We start from the raw sequence: 18,355 nt of genomic DNA on the forward strand, positions 1-18,355 counted from the left end.
CGGCGCATTACCGCGAGCGCTAAGCGTAACAGGACGACAACGTTATGCAATGCAAATCACATGACCGACAACGACAACCCGGAGCGAGACGATGAGAAGCAAGCTGACGATACCTTTTGCCGCAAGCGCCATCGCCTGCGGTGTCGCGGTGGTACTCGCCGCCTGCGGCAATGGCAGCAGCCTCAGTGACCCGCCGTTGCCGAGCGATCCCGATGCACGCGCCGATGCGCGTGCCGCCGCGCTGGTCCAGCAAATGACGACCGCCGAAAAGATCCAGCTCGTGCACGGTGTCGGCATCCCCAACGCGGGACTCGGCGGTCCGTATCCGGCCGGCGTCAACGGAGCAGGCTACATTCCGGGCATCGCGCGGCTTGGCATTCCGGGCCTTGCAATGGCCGATTCGGCGGGCGGCGTCAATGTCGTCAAGTCGAATGCGACGGCGCTGCCCGCGCCGGTGGCGCTCGCGGCAAGCTGGGACCCGGCGCTCGCGAACGAGTACGGCGCGCGTATCGCGACGGAGCTGCGCGTGCTCGGTTATGGCGAAGGTCTCGGCGGCGGCGTCAATCTGGCGCGCGAACCACGCAATGGCCGCACCTTCGAGTACATGGGCGAGGACCCGGTACTGACCGGCACGCTGAGCGCCGCGCGCACGATCGGCACGCAGGCGCAGAACGTCATCGCGACGATCAAGCACTACGCGATGAACGATCAGGAAACGAACCGCATGACGAGCAACTCGGTCGTCGACGAACGCACGATGCGCGAGACCGAGCTGCTCGCCTTCGAACTCGGCGTCACGCAGGGCACGCCCGGCAACGTGATGTGTTCGTACAACCTGGTGAACGGCGTGTATGCATGCGAAAACCCGTATCTGCTTACCACCGTGCTGAAGAACGAGTGGGGCTTCAAGGGCGTCGTGCAATCGGACTGGACCGCCACGCACAGTACCGTCGCGTCGGCGCTGGCCGGCCTCGATGAAGAAGAGCCCGGCGATCTCGGCGGCGGAGCGTCGATTCCAGGCTTCACGCTGACGTCGTATTTCAACACCGCGCTGACGAGCGCGGTCAATGCCGGCAGCGTGCCCATGTCGCGACTCAACGACATGGTTCAGCGCAAGCTTCGCACGATGATCCGCTATGGCGTCTTCGATTCGCCGCCGACCACCGGCGGCAGCGTCGATCAAGCCGCGGGCAACGCGCTTGCGTTGCAGGTCGCGCAGCAGTCGTCGGTGTTGTTGAAAAACGCGGTGGCGAGCGGTGATTCGCAGCCGGTGCTGCCGCTGAATGCGGCGGGATTGTCGTCGATCGTGGTGATCGGCGGTCACGCGGATGCGGGCGTGCTGTCGGGCGGCGGCTCGGGCGCCGTGCCGGCGGCCGCGGGCAACGCGGTATCCGGCTGCGTGTCGCCGTCGCCGCTGTTGAGCACCTGCGCGACGTGGTACAAGTCGGCACCGCTAGCCGCGATTCAGGCGAAGGCGCCGAACGCGAGCGTGACCTTCGTCGACGGCACGAACGCGGCGGCGGCGGCCACCGCGGCCGCGAAGGCGGACGTGGCGATCGTGTTCGCGACGCAATGGGAAAGCGAAGGCGCGGATCTGCCAAGTTTGAGCCTGCCGAGCAATGCGACCGACAGTTATAACCAGAGTTACGATCAGAACGCGTTGATCACCGCGGTCGCGGCGCAAGCGAAGCGCGTGATCGTCGTGCTCGAAAACGGCAGCCCGGTCCTGATGCCGTGGCTCGGCAACGTGCATGGCGTGCTCGAAGCCTGGTATCCGGGCGTGCAGGGCGGCCAGGCGATTGCCGATCTGCTGTTCGGCGCCGTGAATCCATCCGGCAAATTGCCGATCACGTTCCCGATGCAGGACGCGGATCTGCCGCAGCCGACGATCTCGGCCACCGACACGACCGTCAACTACAGCGAAGGGCTCTTCATGGGGTACCGCTGGTATGACGGCAAGCAGATCGCGCCGCTGTTCCCGTTCGGTTATGGGCTGTCCTATACCAGCTACAGCTACTCGGGCCTCAACGCGCAAGTGGATGCCAGTGGCAATGTGACTGTGACCTTTGCCGTCAAGAATACGGGCTCGCGCGCGGGCGCGGAAATCGCCGAAGTTTATGCCGCGTTGCCGAGCGGTCTGGGCGAACCCCCGAAGCGCCTGGTCGGCTGGCAAAAGGTCGCGTTGCAGGCGGGGCAGTCGCAGCAGATCAGCGTAACGATTGCGCCGAAGCTGCTGTCGACGTGGGACGCGACCAATCACGTGTGGAAGCTGAACGGCGGCGTCTATCAAATGATCGCGGGGGCTTCTTCGCGCGATCCGAATGCGTTGACGGCATCGCTGACGATCGCGGGGCATTGAGCGCCGAGGTGTTGAACCAGAAAGCCGGGCAGCAGGGTACGGAGTCTCACTCCGTGTCCTGCCTGCCCGGCTTGCTCGTGTCGTGGCCGTTCCGGGTTCGGCACGTCAACCGCCGGGCAGCCGATAAGCGAACTCGTACGAATGCGCGCCATCGACGATGTCGATCTTGAACTCGCCTTCAATGCCGCTCAGCTCGCCCGTGCCCGAATCGGGCACGACCGTCACCGCCAGCGACGCAGCACCGCGATTCATCACGCCGATATGCTGCAGCACGAACGTGCCCTGCTTGCCCGCCAGCGTGCCCGTGACAAGTTCGAGCGCGACATAGCCGGCCGACCCTTTGACGTTCGTCATCGCGCTCAGCATTTGCCCTTGCGTGGTTGCAGCGAGATCGCCGGAGATCTGCTTGTCGATCGACATGCGGCCTAGCTTCGATTCGGCCTCCGCGTTTTCGAACGGCATCGGTTGAAGGGAGACGATGAAGGTGCCTTTTGCGATGTGCTGAGTCATCGGGATTTCCTCCTGGCTTGAACGGGCGAAACGTGACGTTTCCGAAACGTAGCACACGTCGCTGTCAATCAGCCGCACGCGCCGTGCTGTCAGCCGTGCCGAACGCATCCGCGAACTCGCGCTTCAACCACGCCAACGCTGGGTCCTGATCGTGCGCCGCGGCCCACATCAACGAAACCTCGTAGCCCGGCACTTCGAATGGCAACGGGCTGAGCGCGAGACCGAGCGTATCGCGCCAGACGCGGCCGATGAACTCCGGCACGGTCGCGATCGCCGCCGTGCGTTGCACGATGAACGGACTGGTCGCGAAGTTCGAACTCGAAAACACGACCTCGCGCTTCAGTCCCTGCAGCTCCAGTCGTTCATCGATGAAGCCGCGCAGCTCGGCGCTGAACGAAGTCAGCACGTGGCGGTGGCGCAGAAATTCGTCCATCGACAGATGCTTGCGACGCGACTTGACGAGTTGCGGGTTGTAGACGCTCACGAAGCGCCATGAAAACAGCGGCATGAGTCGCTGCCACGGCACGCACTCGCGGAACACGCCGACTGCGAGTTCGATCGCGGCATCGTCGAGCATCGCGGCGGCGCGCGTCGAATCGGTGGAGCGTGCGATCAGCTTCACGCCGGGCGCTGCGACGGCGAGGCGCGCCATGATCTCCGGCATCAGCAGCAGTTCGAGCGAATCGCTGAGGCCGATGCGGAACACCCGCTGCGCGCGGGCCGGATCGAACACGGACGGCTGCGTGAGCGCCTGATGCAGCGATTGCAGGAATGGCTCGATCTGCCGCGCGAGTTCGAGCGCGCGCGGCGTCGGCGTCATCCCTTGCGGCGTGCGCACGAACAGCTCGTCGCCGAAGGTCTCGCGCAAGCGTTTCAGTGCGCCGCTGACGGCCGGTTGGCCAAGAAACAGCCGCTGCGCGGCACGCGTGACGCTGCGCTCTTCCAGCAGCGCGCGCAAGGTCAGCAACAGGTTCAGGTCGAAGCGCCGAAAATCATTTTCAATGATGTTGGCCATGACATTAAACGATTTGAATGATGGGCGTGCACCGCGCATTCTACTGCCACGGGGTCTTCCGTTCACTCTCAGGAGCAATGAAATGGACTGGCAAAATCAGAAGGTCGTGGTGCTGGGTGGTTCGTCGGGTGTTGGGCTCGCGACGGTGAAGCGGCTCGCGGCGGCTGGTGCGAGCGTCGTCGCGGTGGGGCGCGACCGCGCCAAGCTGGACGATGCGCTGAGCGGCATCGGCGCACAGGTGACGGGCGACGCGCTCGATTGCACCGATCGCGCGGCGCTCGAACGGTTTTTCGGCGGCCTCGGCCGGATCGATCATCTGGTGATGACGCTGTCGGGCGGCGAAGGCGCGGGGCCGTTTGCGGAGCTGGATCTGGCCGCGCTGCGGCGCGGCTTCGAGGCCAAGTTCTGGCCGCAGCTCGAAGCGGCGCAGACCGCGCTGCCCGCGCTGCGTCGCGACGGCAGCATCACGTTTCTGACCGCGATTTCGGCGCGCATCGCGAATCCGGGTACGGCGGGTCTGGGCGCGATCAACGGCGCACTCGAAAGCATGATCGGCACGCTGGCGCGCGAGCTGGCGCCGCTGCGCGTGAACGCGGTGTCACCGGGGGTGATCGATACGCCGTGGTGGGACAGATTTCCGGCGAGCGTGAAAAGCGAGCTGTTTCGCCAGCAAAGCGAAACGCTACCGGTGCGGCGCGTCGGCCAGGCCGACGATGTCGCGCACGCGCTGCAGTTTCTGCTGGAGAACACGTTCATGACGGGGGCGGTGATCGAGTGTGACGGCGGCTTGCGACTACTGTGAAGCACGGGCGCGGGAATATGCGCTGAGGCATCCTACGCCCTCCGAACCCGAACTGGCAGACACATCGTCGCTGCGAAGCACAGCAAATGCAGCGCGGCCAGCAGCACGAACATCGGCAGAAATCGGCTGGGCTGGACATCCGAAGCACCATGCAGCGTCAACGCGATCGCCATCGAAAGCAGCGTCGTGGCGAACGGACCGCCCACTCTCTGCGCGATGTTCAACGCCGTATTCGCGACCGCGAGCCGTTCTCTCGCGATCGACGAATACGCGGCCGAGATCGATGGCACGCTGATCGTCCCCTGACCGACGCCCGCAACGAACAGACTGACAGCGGCCCATCCGGCCGAGAACGAAGCGATGCTCATCCACAGAAACACGAGCGTGCTCAGAAACGCCAGCAATGCGCCGCCCGCCGCGAGCGCGCGGCAACCGAGCCGCTCGGTCAACCAGCCGATCGGCGGGAACGAGCACATCATGCCGACGCCGGTCGCCGCGAGCAGGCCGCCCGCGTGCGCGGCCGACAAACCGCAGCCCGCGATCAGAAACAGCGGCACTGCAAGCTGTCGTCCATACATGATCCCGTTCGCGGAGAACTGCGCGAGTGCCGCGACCGAGAACGTACGCCTTGCAAACATGCGCACGTCGATCAGCGCGGCATCGCCTTTGCGCAACGCGTACAGCGCGAACCCGACGAGAAACACGACGCCCGCGAGCAGCCACGCGAGGCCCACCGCGCGCAACGCGTTCTGAAGTCCATAGACGAGTGCGACCAGCCCAGGGGAGATCAGCGCAAAGCCGGTGAAATCGAACGGCCGCTTCTGCGACGCAGGGGCATCGCGCGGCAGCAGCAACACCGCCATCGCGATGCCGACAGCGCCCACCGGCGCATTGATGAAGAACAGCCACGGCCAACTCGCGTGCGCGAGGACGAGCCCGCCCAGCACCGGGCCGAGAATGGGACCGAGCAGAATGGGCAGCGCGGTGAAGCCCATCACGCGCTCGAGGTTCCTGCCGGCCACTCGTCCGATCATCATCTGCGCCATCGGTACGAGCACACCGGCAACGAGGCCCTGGAAGATGCGCGCGCCGATCAGCTCGCCGATCGTCTGCGCCGCGCCACACAGCATCGACGCTATCGTGAACGTCGAAAAGCAGAACAGGTACAGCCGCTTCGCGCCGATGCGGTCGACCAGCCAGCCGTTGAGCGGCAACATCAACGCCATCGCGAGCAGATAGCCGCTGACGATCCACTGCGCGGTGGCGATCGACGCATCGAGCGTATGGCCGATCGTCGACAGCGACACGTTGACGAGCGTCGAATCCATTTGCGACATGAACGAACCGATCGACACGACCGCCGCGACCTTCCAGACGGTGGGATCGATCCGCTCGGAAGGGGACGCGGAGATGTGCTCGCGCATGCCGCTCATCGGTCCGCGCGTGTACGGATGAAGGTCTGGCGCTCGATCAGGCTCATGTACCGGCTCACGCTGCGTTGCCGCTCGCGGTCGCCGCGGCCGCGGGCTGTACCTGCTCGAGATGGCGCAGCAGCTTCGTCACCATCATCACCACGACGAACGCGAGGACCACGAAGAACAGCGCGAGCGGCGTGAGCACCTGCACCGACACGAAGCCGGCCAGCCCCATCATCGCCGAGGACACCAGCAGCAGCGCGCAGCCGAGAATCGCGCTCGTCAGGCCCGCGATGTGAGGGAACAGCGAGTTACCCTTCGCCATCAGCGTCGGATACATCGCGCCGGCGCAGAAGCCCATCACCAGCACGGGCGTCGCGAGCGTCCACACGCGCAGGCCGGCCGTCAGCGCGAGCAGCAGCATCGCAACCGACGCGGCCGCCATCAGCCGCGCGCCGATGCGCAACCGCTGCTCGGCGCTCGGCAGACGCGGACCGTGCAGCCGATTCGACAGACCGCCAAGGAAGTACATCATGCCGATGCCGAGCGCGAGATAGCCGAAGAAGGTCGGCGGCTTGTGCAGCGTGGTCTGCACCATGAACGGCCCGACGATGTTGAACACGAGCAGGATGCTGTAGCACAGGCCCTGCGCGAGGAAACAGCTTTGGAACACGGGGCTCGCGAGCACCTTACGCGCGTTCGCGGTCAGCGTGCGCGGTTCGAGATGCACGGGCTTCGGCAAGGTCTCGCGATAACGCCACAAGAGCGCCCACATCACCAGCGAATAGATCAGCAGGAACACGAGGCACGCGCGCCAGCCAAACGCCGTCTGCAGATGCGCGCCGATCACCGGCGCGACGATCGGTGCGAGCCCCCATGCGATCGACATGTACGTGAACGCATGCAGCAACGCCTGACCCGCGAACGAATCGGTGATGATCGCCTTCGCGAGCAGGTTCGTGCTCGCGATGCCGAAGCCCTGCAACGCACGGGCGAGGATGAACGTCTCGAGATTCGGCGCAGCGAGCGACAGCAGACAGCCGACCGTGTAGACGGTCAGGCCGAACGCGAGCACGCGCTTGCGGCCATACGCGTCGGCGATCGGACCGAAGATCAGCTGGCCGAACGCGTAGGCGGCCATGTAGCCGGTGACGCTGGTCTGGATCGCTTGCGGCGAGGTGCCGAAGTAGTGCGCCATCGCGGGCAGCGCGGGCACGTAGATGTCGATGGCGAGCTGTCCGGCGGATGCGAACAGGCAGATCAGGAACAACAGGAAGCGCGGCGAGTTCGGAGCGGAGTCGGCGGAGGCGGGTTGGTCGGCGGTAGCGTGGCTCATGGGTGCATCGAAAGGGAACACTGGCGGCGCGGGCAATCGGCGCGTTCGGATATCGAACGGAAAAGACGCGGGTGCCCCCGGCATTATCGCCGGGTATTGTGCCCGTGGTATCGCGGGAAGTGGGATATTCCCTGGCGAGGGTGTGGGATGGCGCGGCCGACCGGCGCGTTATTTCGCCGCAACGACGCTCATCTCGCGCAATCTTCGAGCGACCGCAGCAACGCTCCGTGGCGCTGCCGCAAGCGCCGATACGCGGGCTATCGATCGAAAAATGGCGCCGCGATCCGGTGGTCGCATTCATGCCGGCCGGGTGGCCGTGTCCGGCGCGCATCACGCCGCAATGGATCGCCGCGAAGCCGCTGATCCTGAACGACGCCACCACGCGGCTTTCCCGTTTGACGACGGAATGGTTCAGCGCGGCGGGGCAGCATGCCACGCCGCGCATCCAGCTCAACTACTCGGATGCGATCAAGAGTCTCGTGGCGGCGGGATACGGCGCCGCGCTGCTGCCGCAGGAAGCAGGCCGCTCAACGGCCGACACTCGCATCGTCACACGTCCGCTGCGCCCGGCGTTATGGCGGCAGCTGGGCCTCGCCTTTCGCGCGGGTACGGTGGAGCGTCCGACTCAGTATGTGCTCGACGTATTGCGGAGTTTGCGGTTGAGCTAGTGAGCAAAACTACGCGGCCGCGGCTTTGCGTCTGTCCTGTTCCTCGCGATAAAGCACGTACTCCTCCGCCATCGCTTTTGCAACGGATGGCCTACGCGCGGTGCGTTCGTAGTACTGCTGCACCGATGGCCACTGCGCGAGCTCGACACCGCTGTAGCGCGCCCAGTTCAACACAGTGACCAAATAAGCATCCGCGACGGAAAACCGCTCCAGCAAAAACTCGCGTCCATGCAAATGCTGCTCCAGCAGATTCAATCGCAACGCCACCTTCTTGTGTGTATAGCTAAGAACGTCGGCGGCCGCGTCCGGATCGAGCAGCGGCACGAATACTCCCTTATGCAGTTCCGTGCTGATGAAGCCAAGCCACTCCTGCAATTTCGCGCGTTCCGCCGTGCCGGCAAGCGGCGCGAGCGCGGCCGCCGGAAAGGCATCGGCGACATAGGGCAGGATCGCGGTGTTTGTCGCGCAGCAGCCAACCGTCGTTGGTGCGAAGCACGGGGACCTGGCCGAGCGGATTGATCGGATAGAAATCGGAGCCATCTCGCAGCCGCTTCGATTTCGTGTCGACTTCGACAAAGCGCGCATCGGCGCCGGCCTCGTAAAGCGAAATGCGCGTGGCGAGCGAACACGCGAGCGGCGAAAAATAAAGCTCCATGCTGATGTCTCCGGTCGTCTGTGAAGGTGTTTTTGTACTATAGTGAACAAAAATGGATGACGCCAGAGAATTTTATGCATACCGGTACAAAAACGGAAAAACGCTCGCGCGGACGACCGCGTAGCTACGATTCGCAACAGGCCCTGAACGATGCGCGCGACGCGTTCTGGCATGGCGGCTACTCGGGCACGTCGCTCGACGCGTTGAGCGAGGCGACCGGCATGAACCGGCCGAGCCTGTACGGCGCTTTCGGCGACAAGCACGCGCTGTATCTCGACACGCTCGATCGCTACATCGCGTTTGGCCGCGATGCGATGCAAGCTGCGCTGCATGGTGACCGGCCGCTCGCCGAGGCGCTGCTGGCCGTGTACGAAGGTTCGCTCGCGCTCTACTTTCCTCCGGGCGAGGTGGCGCGCGGGTGCTTTCTGATCGGCACGGCGGCGGTGGAGTCGAGAGCGGATGCGCAAGTACGTGACAAGCTCGCGCACGGTCTTGCTACGTTCGATGCGGAGTTCGAGCGACGGTTCGAACGCGCGCAAGCGCAAGGCGAACTCGATGCCGCCGCGAGTCCCGCGCTGCTCGCCAAAGTCGCATCGGCGATTCTGCATACTCTCGCGCTGCGCTCGCGCGCGGGCGACTCGCGCGAGTCGCTGCTTGCGACGGCGCAGGCCGGCGTCGCGCTGATCTGCGGGGCGCCGGGCAAAAAGCCAGGCAAGCCATCGAGCAAAACGCCGGGCAAAAAGCCAGCCAAACCGCGGCACAGGTCCAAAAACCTGAAGCGCCGCGACCGCGCACCGCCTAGCGGTTGATGAACCGCTGAAGCTGCGCCGGATAGCGCTCGCCCACCACCTTGATCTGCTCGAGCGCCGCTTCGATGTCGGCGAGATCCGCCGGCGTCAGCACGACACTGGCGGCGCCGACGTTCTCCGCGAGGCGAGGCAGCTTCGTCGTGCCCGGAATCGGCACGATCCATGGCTTCTGCGCGAGCAGCCACGCTAACGCGATTTGCGCGCGCGTCGTGCCTTTGCCATCTGCGATCCGGCCGAGCACGTCGACGAGCGCGGCATTCGCCTTGCGGTTCTCTTCCGAGAAGCGCGGCGCGATATTGCGGAAATCGCTCTTGTCGAAGGTCGTGCGTTCGTCGATCGCGCCGGTCAGAAAGCCTTTGCCGAGCGGGCTGAACGGCACGAAGCCGATACCGAGTTCTTCGAGCGTCGGCAGCACGCTGGCTTCGGGCTCGCGCCACCACAGCGAATACTCGCTTTGCAACGCCGCGACCGGCTGCACCGCGTGTGCGCGGCGGATCGACTCCACGCCCGCTTCGGACAGGCCGAAGTGCCCGACCTTGCCTGCGGCGATCAGATCTTTCACCGCACCGGCGACGTCCTCGATCGGCACGTTCGGATCGACGCGATGCTGATAGAACAGATCGATGCGGTCGGTTTTGAGACGCTTCAACGCAGCCTCGGCGACAGCGCGAATGTTTTCGGGCCGGCTGTTGAGCGGCTTTTTGGTGTCGCCGTCCTGAAAGCCGAACTTGGTCGCGATCACCACCTGATCGCGAAACGGCGCGACCGCTTCGCCGACCAGCTCTTCGTTCACAAACGGACCATAGACCTCGGCGGTATCGAAGAACGTGACGCCTTGCTCGAAGGCCGCGCGGATCAGTTCGATGCCGGCCGCTTTTTCGGTGGCAGGGCCGTAGCCGAAGCTCAGGCCCATGCAGCCGAGGCCGAGCGCGGATACTTCGAGGCCGCTTTTACCGAGTTGACGTGTTTGCATACGATGCTCCAGTTGATGCGCCCGGGCCCCGGCTGCTGCCGCGACCACGACGCTTTGAATGCGACACGAGCCACGCGTGTCGTGGCACTGGAAGCGAGTTTAGGTTGCTGTGTGCGGCTCAACAATATCTCTATACTTGCATGACGTATTGAATTGAATTCACAAATGGCGAATTCCCGACTGCCGCGCGCGGGCCTTGCCGAACTGACCGCCTTCATCACGATCGCCGAGCAGCGCAGCTTCAGCGCCGCCGCGCGCGTGCTCGGGCTGTCGCCGTCGGCGTTGAGCCACGCAATGCGCAACATGGAGTCGCGTCTCGACGTGCGGCTCTTCAATCGCACTACGCGTTCGGTCGCGTTGACGGAAGCTGGCGAGCAATTGCTACGGCGCGTGCGTCCGGCGCTGGCGGATCTCGACGACGCGGTCGGGGAAGTCACGGCCGCGCGCAACCGGCCGTCGGGCACGATCCGCATCAGCGCTTCAGAGGCGTCCGCGAAACAGCTCGTGCGGCATGTGCTGCCCGATTTCTTCGCGCGCTATCCGGAGATTCACGTCGAGTTCGTGGTCGATTCGAGGCTCGTCGATATCGTCGCCGAAGGATTCGATGCGGGCATCCGCGTGCTCGAGGACGTGCCGCGCGACATGATCGCGGTCCGCTTCGGGCGCGACATGCGTCTGGTGGCGACCGCGTCGCCCGAGTATCTCGCGCGTCATCCCGCGCCCAAGGCGCCGCACGATCTGATGCGGCACCGTTGCATTCGCTTTCGCTTTGAAAGCGGCACGCTGTATCGCTGGGACCTCACGCATCGCGGCAAGAGCGCGAGTATCGACGTCGATGGACCGATGACGCTCGGCAATGTGAACCTGATGGTCGAAGCGGCGCTGGCCGGCATCGGCATCGCCTGGGTGCCGCTCGATCATGTGGCCGAATACGTCGCGAGCGGCCGGCTCGTGCAGTTGCTGCCGGAGTGGAGCCCGACCTTCGCGGGCTTGTGCCTGTACTACCCGGCCAACCGTCATCCGCCGACCGCGCTGCGTTTGTTCGCCGAAGCAGTGCGCGCTTGGGGCGAGCGGCAGTTGAGCGATGAGCGGAACAAGGACCCGCGTCATCCCGTGAAACGAGTCGGTGCGCGAAATCAAAAGCCCGAAACAAACTGAAACATGCACGTTAAGCGTTTTACGGAATAAGACGGCAAACTTGGGCGTTTGCCTGATACCGGCAGCGTCGATTTTCAAACATCTTTCGCACCTTTCATCGCCTTCGTGAACGGAACCCCTATGAACACCCAAGCGAACTCCCTGGCCGATTCGACCGATGCGACTTACCCGCCGCGTTACACGCGCACCGCGATGACATTGCACTGGCTGATCGCGTTGCTGATGATCGTCAACGTCGTGCTCGCTCTGTCCGCTGATTCCCTGCCCGACGACTGGGTGCGTCCTGTGATCGACACGCACAAATCGATCGGCATCACGGTGCTCGGGCTCGCGCTGCTGCGCATTCTGTGGCGCGTGTCGCACAAACCGCCGCCGTTGCCGCGCGAGTTTGCGTCGTGGGAAAAGATGGCCGCGCATCTCGCGCACTTCGCGCTGTATTTGCTGATGATTGCGTTGCCGCTGTCCGGCTGGCTGCACGATTCCGCGTGGAAGGGCGCGGCCACGCATCCGATGCAGTGGTTCGGCCTGTTCCAATGGCCGCGTATCGGCTACGTGATGCACCTCGACCCGACGCTGAAGGAGACATTGCACGATCGCTTCGGCGCGCTTCATACGTGGCTCGGCTATACGCTTTATGCGTTGCTGGTGATGCATATCGGCGGCGCGCTCAAGCATGAATGGCTCGACCGCAAATCGGTGTTGAAGCGCATGAAGCCGTAAAGCCGCGGCACGAACACGGTTTCATCAACCAACCGCCACCAGCCCCAACCTGAAATATTCGCTTTGAAGAAGACTCTCGAACAGGCACTCGCGGCCGCGTCACCACGCATCCTGCCGCGTCGCGCGACGCTTTGGAGCACGCTGATCCATTCCAGCGTCGTCGTGCTGTGGGCGCTGCTGTTTGCGCGCGCGTTCTTTCTGCGCGGTGCGCTTGCGTGGTCAACCGGGATTGCATATGTCGTCTATGACACGTTGCTGCTCGCGTTCGTCACGTGGAAATCGTTGCCGCTCACGCGCCGCGCGGCGCCGCTCGAAGCCGACTACGAACGGCGCGAACTGCCGGGCATGGGTGTCATCGTCGCGTCGCATAACGAGGCCACCGTGTTGCCGGTGACGCTCGCAGCGCTGCTGAGGCAAACGCACGGCCCGGCGCAGATCGTGATCGCCGACGACGGCTCCACCGACGCCACTGCCGACCTGCTCACGCAACGCTTCGGCCTCACGCCCGCCGCCGAAGGCGTGCTGAGCGCGCCGAGTTCGCTGCATCCGAATCTGTTCTGGCTGCGCGTGCCGCACGGCGGCAAGGCGCGCGCGCTGAACGCCGCGATCACCGTGATGACGACCGACTCCGTGATGACCGTCGACGCCGACACGCTGCTCGACGACGACGCCACCTACGCGATGCGCGCCGCGTTCGCGAGCGAACCGTCGCTCGTCGCGGCGGCGGGCATTCTCGTGCCGGTCTGCGGCAAGTCGCTGTCGGGCCGCGTGTTCCAGTGGTTCCAGACCTACGAGTACATGCGCAACTTCATCGCGCGTTTCGCGTGGATGCGTGCGGACAGCCTGCTGCTGATCTCGGGCGCATTCGCGTCGTTCCGCCGCGATGCGCTTGTCGCGGTCGGCGGCTTCGATCCGCAGTGTCTGGTCGAGGACTACGAGCTGATTCACCGGCTGCGCCGCTATTCGGTCGATCACGGGCTCGGCTGGGACGTGCGCGTGGTCGGCGAAGCGCATGCGCGCACCGATGCGCCCGACACCCTCGCAAGCTTTCTGCGCCAGCGTCGCCGCTGGTTCGCGGGCTTCCTGCAGACGCAGTACTGGAACCGCGACATGACCGGCAATCCGCGCTACGGCACGCTCGGCATGCTGATGCTGCCGATCAAGGCGGTCGACACGATGCAGCCGATCTACGGCCTCACGGCATTCGCGTTGCTACTCGGTTTTCTATTCGGCGGACATGGCGCGATCGTCGTGTCGATCTTCAGCGTGATCGGTCTGAAAACGGCGATCGATCTGGCGTTTTACCTGTGGAGCATCCATTTGTACCGGCGCTGGACCGGCGAGCGCAGCGGCAACAGCCTCGGCATGGCGATGCTCGCGGCCGTCGCCGAACCGTTCACGTTCCAGCTCGCGCGTCATCTAGGCGCCGCGCTTGGCTGGCTGCACTTTTTGCGCGGCGGCCGTGCATGGGGCGTGCAACGGCGCACCGGGCTCGTCGCTGGCGACGACGATTGAGCACGTCGATGGACAGCTCATAACCCAGGTCAATGTTTCTGTAGGGCGGGTGTGGTAAAGGTAGATCCTTCACGCCGATGCGGCCGATGCGCAATGTGTGCTGCGACGCATCGCGCGTCCCGCCACAGTGCCATGCTGCGGCTGCATCAAGTAGACTGGTAAAGATGCCGCACTGCCATGCAGCGCGGCAACCTTCTATCCGCTCGTGCACGGAGGCTTGACCTATGCATGCAGTTCCCCCGCTAGAACAGGAACAGGAAATCGCCGGCGCCGCGCTTGCCGCCGCGCCTGCTCAAGCCACTCACGACGCGCCGGTGCGTGATCTGCGCCGCGTCGCCATTCATCCCGATTACTGGTACCCGCTCGCGTGGTCGCATGAAGTGAAGCGCGGCAAGACGCTCGGCGTGACCTTCGCCGGCGATCCGATCGTGCTCGCGCGCACCGAGAGCGGCAAGGTGTTCGCGCTCGAAGATCGCTGTGCGCATCGGCAGGTGCCGCTGCATCAGGGCGTGGTCGACGGCGAATCGATTCGCTGCGGCTATCACGGCTGGACCTACGACTGCTCGGGCACCTGCATCGATGTGCCCTACCTCGGCCGCGAGCGTCTGCCGAACGGCGTGCGCTCGTATCCGTGTCAGGAAGTGGAGGGACTGATCTTCGTGTTTCCCGGCGATGCCGCGCTCGCCGAGGAACGGCCGCTGCCGGGCTTTTGCTCGGTGTCGGACCCGAAGTACAAGACGCGCCGCTTCGGCCGTCCGGTCAAGTGTCATTATTCGTTCATGCACGAGAACCTGATGGACATGAATCACCAGTTCCTGCATCGGCGCCAGATGGGGCAGATGCGCGCGCGTTCGCTCGGGCGGCGGCGCGGTGAGGGCTGGGTCGAGATCGACTATACGTTCGCGCGGATGGCGGGTCAGCAGCCGATTGGCGAGGCGATGGTGTTCGGCGAGAGGCGCAAGACCGGTGGCTTCAACCATAAAGACGTGATGACGATCCGCACCGAATACCCATACCAGACCCTGCAGATCCGCAACGACGACAAGACGCTGGTGATGGACCTGTGGATCGTCTATGTGCCGCTCGATCGCGAGCAGCGCACCAACCGAACCTTCGGGCTGCTGTCGATCCGCAAGCCCGGCATTCCGGGCGTGATGAATCTCGCATGGCCGCTGCTGGTGTGGTTCACCGAGCGCATTTTCAAGGAGGATCGCGAGATCGTCGAGGCTGAGCAGCGCGCCCACGATTCGCAGGGAGCCGACTGGAATCACGAGGTGTTCCCGGTCATCAACGACCTGCGCGCGCTGCTGCGCGAGTGCGGCGCGCCGGACCGGGTGGTCGGCGCGGGCACTGGCGATACCTCGGTGATCCGCTTCTGGGATTCGCGTCACGGCAATCCGCTCGCGAAGACCTGAACGCAGCGCGGCGGGTGTGTTCACCGGCGCCGCGCAACCCGTCCCGCCACGGCTTTCTCCCCCGCTGGGAATTAATCCATCTCCGCACGGTAGACAATGCGCGGCGTGCAAGCGGCGATAATGTCGCACGGTACTGTTATTGCTCGCGAGTTTGCGCCAATCGACATTCGTCGCGTCCGCACCCGTGTACCATTGCGCTTTTCCAAACTTCAAGACTCACTCGTGACCACGCAACAAACCCCCGCCGCCTCGCGTAAATCCCTCACTCTGCTGCAACTGCTTGGCCTGATCGGCGCCGCGGGCCTGATCGCGTCGTACGCGCTGAACCTGCTGGTACAGACGCACTGAAGCAGCGCCCGCGTCGCGCGGGCAGCCTTACGCCGGCGCGCGTCGCCGGCTTTCTCGAGATTCCGATTGCCATGTACAAAAAGGGCGTAGCCGTAGAAATCCAGTTTTCCCCCGAGCGGCTCAACGATGGCGCCGGCGATCCGTACTGGATCGATCTGACCCACGACGAAGCGCAGCGCTTGCTCGACAGCTTGCAGGCGCGGCTCGCGGGAACCGGTAGCGGCACGGTCGCGCCGCTCGTCGTGAGCCTCGATCCGACGGCGCGCACGACTGCGGCGGATGCCGCCGCACCCGCTACGCCCGATGCGCCGTCGGCCGCGAACGCCGCCACGGCCGAGGAGTTCAAGCAATGGGTCTGCGTGATCTGCGGCTGGGTCTACGACGAAGCCGCCGGCGTGCCGGAAGAGGGCATCGCGCCGGGCACGCGCTGGGCCGATGTGCCGGCCGACTGGCGCTGCCCGCTGTGCGATGTGGGCAAGGACGATTTTGCGCTGGTGGAGTTTTAAGGGGCGCGCCGAGGCTCGACTGATAAACCTGCTCTACGCCGTCCGTTCCGGATAGTCCGCGCCCTCGGTCGTCGCTCGCCATGTGTCGAAATCGCCGCGCATGAAATCGAGCTTCTTGTACGCGAGATCGAGCGCGGCCTTGCCGAGCAGCAGACGCAGCGGCGGCGTGTCCGACAACGCCGCATCGATGATCGCCTGCGCGGCGCGCACCGGATCGCCGGCCTGCTTGCCGCTGCGCGCTTCGGTCTGCTTGCGGCGCTCGCCGGCGGTCGACGCGTAGTCGTCGATCAGCGTCGCCGACTGCTTGATCGACGGCCCCGCCCAGTTGGTGCGGAACGGCCCCGGCTCGACGATCAGCACGCCGATGCCGAGCGGCTTCACTTCCAGCGCGAGCGATTCCGACAGCCCCTCGACCGCATACTTGGTCGCATGATAAAAGCCGGTCGCCGCGAAACTCGTAATGCCGCCGATCGACGACACGTTGACGATCAAACCGCTGCGCTGCTCGCGCATGCTCGGCAGCACGGCCTTCGTGATGTCGATGAGACCGAACACGTTGGTCTCGAACATCGCGCGGACTTCGCTGTCGTCGCCTTCCTCGATCGCGGCCAGATAACCGTAGCCCGCGTTGTTGACGAGCGCGTCGATGCGGCCGAAATGGCGCTTCGCCTGCGCGACCACGGTTTCGATCTGCGCGCGATTGGTCACGTCGAGCGGCAGCACCAGCGCGCGCTCGCCGTGCCCCTGGGCGATGTCCTTCACTTTCGATGCATCGCGCGCGGTGACGACCGCGCGCCAGCCGCGTTCGAGCACGAGCTTCGCGAGCTCGCGGCCGAAGCCGGTGGAACAGCCTGTGATCAGCCAGACGGGATTGTCTCGATTCATCATGTGGAACACTCCTGGTGAGGGTCTATGACGTGAGGACTCGAAAACGGCGCGCCGATGCGGCGCGAACGCGCGGCGCGTCGGTAATCGGTATGCGGGTGATGTCAGCTTGAAGCGTGCCCGGTTCGCGCGGCGGACGGTTCGGGCGGTGGCCCCGCGCGAGCGCGCGTGCTGCTGCGCGGATTCGCGGGTGATGACGACGGGCGCCGCCGTGACTGCTATGACTGCGAGGACCGCGTGGGGCTGGTGTGACGTTTCAATTGTAGTCGCAGCGCGGCGGCTTCGCTTTGCAGCGCGCCGACGAACGCGTCCGCGAGCGGATGCGCGGGCCGGTGCTCGGGACGGATCACGCTGACGCGAAAAGGCAGCGATAACGCGAGCGGCCGGATATGCAGATTGCGGCCCGCGAAATCGAGCGCGGTCAGCGGATTGACGATCGCGATGCCGAGCCGTTGCCGCACGAAGCTGCACACCGACACCGCGGTCGGCGTTTCGATCAGCAGGCGGCGCGCGATGCCAGCCCGCGCGAACGCTTCGTCGATCTGCAGCCGGTACGGATCGTTGGCGGACAGGCTGATGAACGCCTGATCGGCGAAGTCTTTCAACGCGATCACGCGTTTCGCGAGCAGCGGGTGAGCGTCGGGCAGCACGCACACTTCATCGACGGCGATCAGCGGCGTGAGCCGCGTGCCGGGCGGCGGCGCGTCGTGCTCGGTGAGGCCGAGGTCGTAGCGCTGCGCGGTCAGCCATTCTTCGAGAAACGGCGACTCCTGCGTCGCGATCGATACGCTGACACCCGGCTGCGCATCGTGAAAGCGTTTGACGGCGCCCGGCAGGATCGAATGCGAAAACACCGGCAGCGCGATCACGGACAGCTGGCCGCCCTTGAATTCGCGCAGCACGGCCGCCGTCGACGCGACGCGCTCGAGCCCGACATACGCGCGCTGAATCTCGTCGAACAGCGTCAGCGCGGATTGCGTTGGACGCAGCCGGCCCTGCGCGCGCTCGAACAATGCGAAGCCGATGCTCTGTTCCATGCGCGCCAGTTCGCGGCTCACAGTGGGCTGCGACGTGAACAGCATCTCGGCTGCCTTGGTGACGCTGCCGGCTGTCATCAGCGCGCGGAAGATTTCGATGTGCCGGTGCGTGAGCGCCATAGTGGTTCGGGGTATATCAGAAGTGAATAGGCGAGCGATGGATTGGTATTTTACTGAATGATCGCCGCGGCTCATCATGTCGGCTAACGCTTTCGCAAAGCTTCGACAT

The 18,355-nt window shown here is 64.9% G+C and carries 17 protein-coding genes and 1 pseudogene; 10 read left to right on the top strand and 8 right to left on the bottom strand.

Features of this window, described 5'->3' with window-relative positions; translation table 11 throughout:
- The first annotated feature begins 91 nt into the window (after positions 1 to 91).
- On the top strand, positions 92 to 2,359 hold the full coding sequence (locus QFZ91_RS38270) for a beta-glucosidase (RefSeq protein ID WP_429570454.1): 2,268 nt from the start codon (positions 92 to 94) through the stop codon (positions 2,357 to 2,359).
- Between the two features lie 105 nt (positions 2,360 to 2,464).
- On the opposite strand, the gene QFZ91_RS38275 is transcribed toward QFZ91_RS38270, so the two are convergent.
- On the bottom strand, positions 2,465 to 2,869 hold the full coding sequence (locus tag QFZ91_RS38275) for a DUF3224 domain-containing protein (protein WP_429570455.1): 405 nt from the start codon (positions 2,867 to 2,869) through the stop codon (positions 2,465 to 2,467).
- 64 nt (positions 2,870 to 2,933) lie between these two features.
- A complete protein-coding gene (locus QFZ91_RS38280; protein ID WP_429570456.1) occupies positions 2,934 to 3,884 on the bottom strand; it encodes a LysR family transcriptional regulator in 951 nt (316 codons plus the stop codon).
- A gap of 82 nt (positions 3,885 to 3,966) precedes the next feature.
- On the opposite strand from QFZ91_RS38280, the gene QFZ91_RS38285 reads away from it, so the two are divergent.
- Entirely contained in the window at positions 3,967 to 4,686 is a 720-nt protein-coding gene (locus QFZ91_RS38285; protein ID WP_176107030.1) for an SDR family oxidoreductase, read from the top strand.
- A gap of 32 nt (positions 4,687 to 4,718) precedes the next feature.
- Here the strand turns inward: QFZ91_RS38285 and QFZ91_RS38290 are convergent, their stop codons facing one another.
- Complete coding sequence (locus tag QFZ91_RS38290; protein ID WP_429570457.1) at positions 4,719 to 6,119, bottom strand: DHA2 family efflux MFS transporter permease subunit; 1,401 nt, start codon at positions 6,117 to 6,119, stop codon at positions 4,719 to 4,721.
- Between the two features lie 55 nt (positions 6,120 to 6,174).
- Positions 6,175 to 7,437: a multidrug effflux MFS transporter gene (locus QFZ91_RS38295; RefSeq protein WP_429570458.1), complete on the bottom strand. Its 1,263-nt coding sequence runs from the start codon at positions 7,435 to 7,437 to the stop codon at positions 6,175 to 6,177.
- A 227-nt stretch (positions 7,438 to 7,664) separates the two neighbouring features.
- On the opposite strand from QFZ91_RS38295, the pseudogene QFZ91_RS38300 reads away from it, so the two are divergent.
- A pseudogene (locus QFZ91_RS38300) lies at positions 7,665 to 8,105 on the top strand (LysR family transcriptional regulator substrate-binding protein); the annotation flags it as partial.
- Between the two features lie 9 nt (positions 8,106 to 8,114).
- Here QFZ91_RS38300 and QFZ91_RS38305 read toward each other — a convergent pair.
- On the bottom strand, positions 8,115 to 8,840 hold the full coding sequence (locus QFZ91_RS38305; RefSeq protein ID WP_429570459.1) for a glutathione S-transferase C-terminal domain-containing protein: 726 nt from the start codon (positions 8,838 to 8,840) through the stop codon (positions 8,115 to 8,117).
- Between QFZ91_RS38305 and QFZ91_RS38310 the strand changes: the two genes are divergently transcribed.
- Positions 8,835 to 9,569, top strand: coding sequence for a TetR/AcrR family transcriptional regulator (locus QFZ91_RS38310; RefSeq protein ID WP_429570460.1), 735 nt, complete (start codon positions 8,835 to 8,837; stop codon positions 9,567 to 9,569). The genes QFZ91_RS38305 and QFZ91_RS38310 overlap by 6 nt on opposite strands.
- On the opposite strand, the gene QFZ91_RS38315 is transcribed toward QFZ91_RS38310, so the two are convergent.
- Complete coding sequence (locus QFZ91_RS38315) at positions 9,559 to 10,542, bottom strand: aldo/keto reductase (protein WP_176378758.1); 984 nt, start codon at positions 10,540 to 10,542, stop codon at positions 9,559 to 9,561. The genes QFZ91_RS38310 and QFZ91_RS38315 overlap by 11 nt on opposite strands.
- Positions 10,543 to 10,722: 180 nt before the next feature.
- Here QFZ91_RS38315 and QFZ91_RS38320 point away from each other — a divergent pair, with 180 nt between their 5' ends.
- From QFZ91_RS38320 to QFZ91_RS38345, 6 genes are all read left to right on the top strand, one after another.
- Positions 10,723 to 11,700, top strand: a complete 978-nt coding sequence (locus QFZ91_RS38320) for a LysR family transcriptional regulator (protein ID WP_429570959.1) — start codon at positions 10,723 to 10,725, stop codon at positions 11,698 to 11,700.
- A gap of 120 nt (positions 11,701 to 11,820) precedes the next feature.
- Positions 11,821 to 12,420 (top strand): cytochrome b, encoded by a 600-nt coding sequence (locus tag QFZ91_RS38325; RefSeq protein WP_429570461.1) that lies wholly within the window; start codon positions 11,821 to 11,823, stop codon positions 12,418 to 12,420.
- A 63-nt stretch (positions 12,421 to 12,483) separates the two neighbouring features.
- On the top strand, positions 12,484 to 13,935 hold the full coding sequence (locus QFZ91_RS38330; protein WP_429570462.1) for a glycosyltransferase family 2 protein: 1,452 nt from the start codon (positions 12,484 to 12,486) through the stop codon (positions 13,933 to 13,935).
- A 224-nt stretch (positions 13,936 to 14,159) separates the two neighbouring features.
- Complete coding sequence (locus QFZ91_RS38335) at positions 14,160 to 15,350, top strand: aromatic ring-hydroxylating oxygenase subunit alpha (protein WP_176378755.1); 1,191 nt, start codon at positions 14,160 to 14,162, stop codon at positions 15,348 to 15,350.
- A gap of 222 nt (positions 15,351 to 15,572) precedes the next feature.
- Complete coding sequence (locus QFZ91_RS38340; RefSeq protein WP_255208719.1) at positions 15,573 to 15,698, top strand: hypothetical protein; 126 nt, start codon at positions 15,573 to 15,575, stop codon at positions 15,696 to 15,698.
- A gap of 71 nt (positions 15,699 to 15,769) precedes the next feature.
- Positions 15,770 to 16,204: a rubredoxin gene (locus QFZ91_RS38345; RefSeq protein ID WP_176378754.1), complete on the top strand. Its 435-nt coding sequence runs from the start codon at positions 15,770 to 15,772 to the stop codon at positions 16,202 to 16,204.
- A gap of 33 nt (positions 16,205 to 16,237) precedes the next feature.
- Here the strand turns inward: QFZ91_RS38345 and QFZ91_RS38350 are convergent, their stop codons facing one another.
- Both QFZ91_RS38350 and QFZ91_RS38355 read right to left on the bottom strand, forming a co-directional pair.
- Complete coding sequence (locus QFZ91_RS38350; RefSeq protein ID WP_429570463.1) at positions 16,238 to 17,092, bottom strand: oxidoreductase; 855 nt, start codon at positions 17,090 to 17,092, stop codon at positions 16,238 to 16,240.
- A 215-nt stretch (positions 17,093 to 17,307) separates the two neighbouring features.
- Complete coding sequence (locus QFZ91_RS38355; protein ID WP_176378753.1) at positions 17,308 to 18,246, bottom strand: LysR family transcriptional regulator; 939 nt, start codon at positions 18,244 to 18,246, stop codon at positions 17,308 to 17,310.
- Positions 18,247 to 18,355 lie beyond the last annotated feature (109 nt).

The sequence above is a fragment of the Paraburkholderia sp. JPY419 genome, from assembly GCF_050435705.1.
GTDB classification, from domain to species: Bacteria; Pseudomonadota; Gammaproteobacteria; order Burkholderiales; family Burkholderiaceae; genus Paraburkholderia; species Paraburkholderia youngii.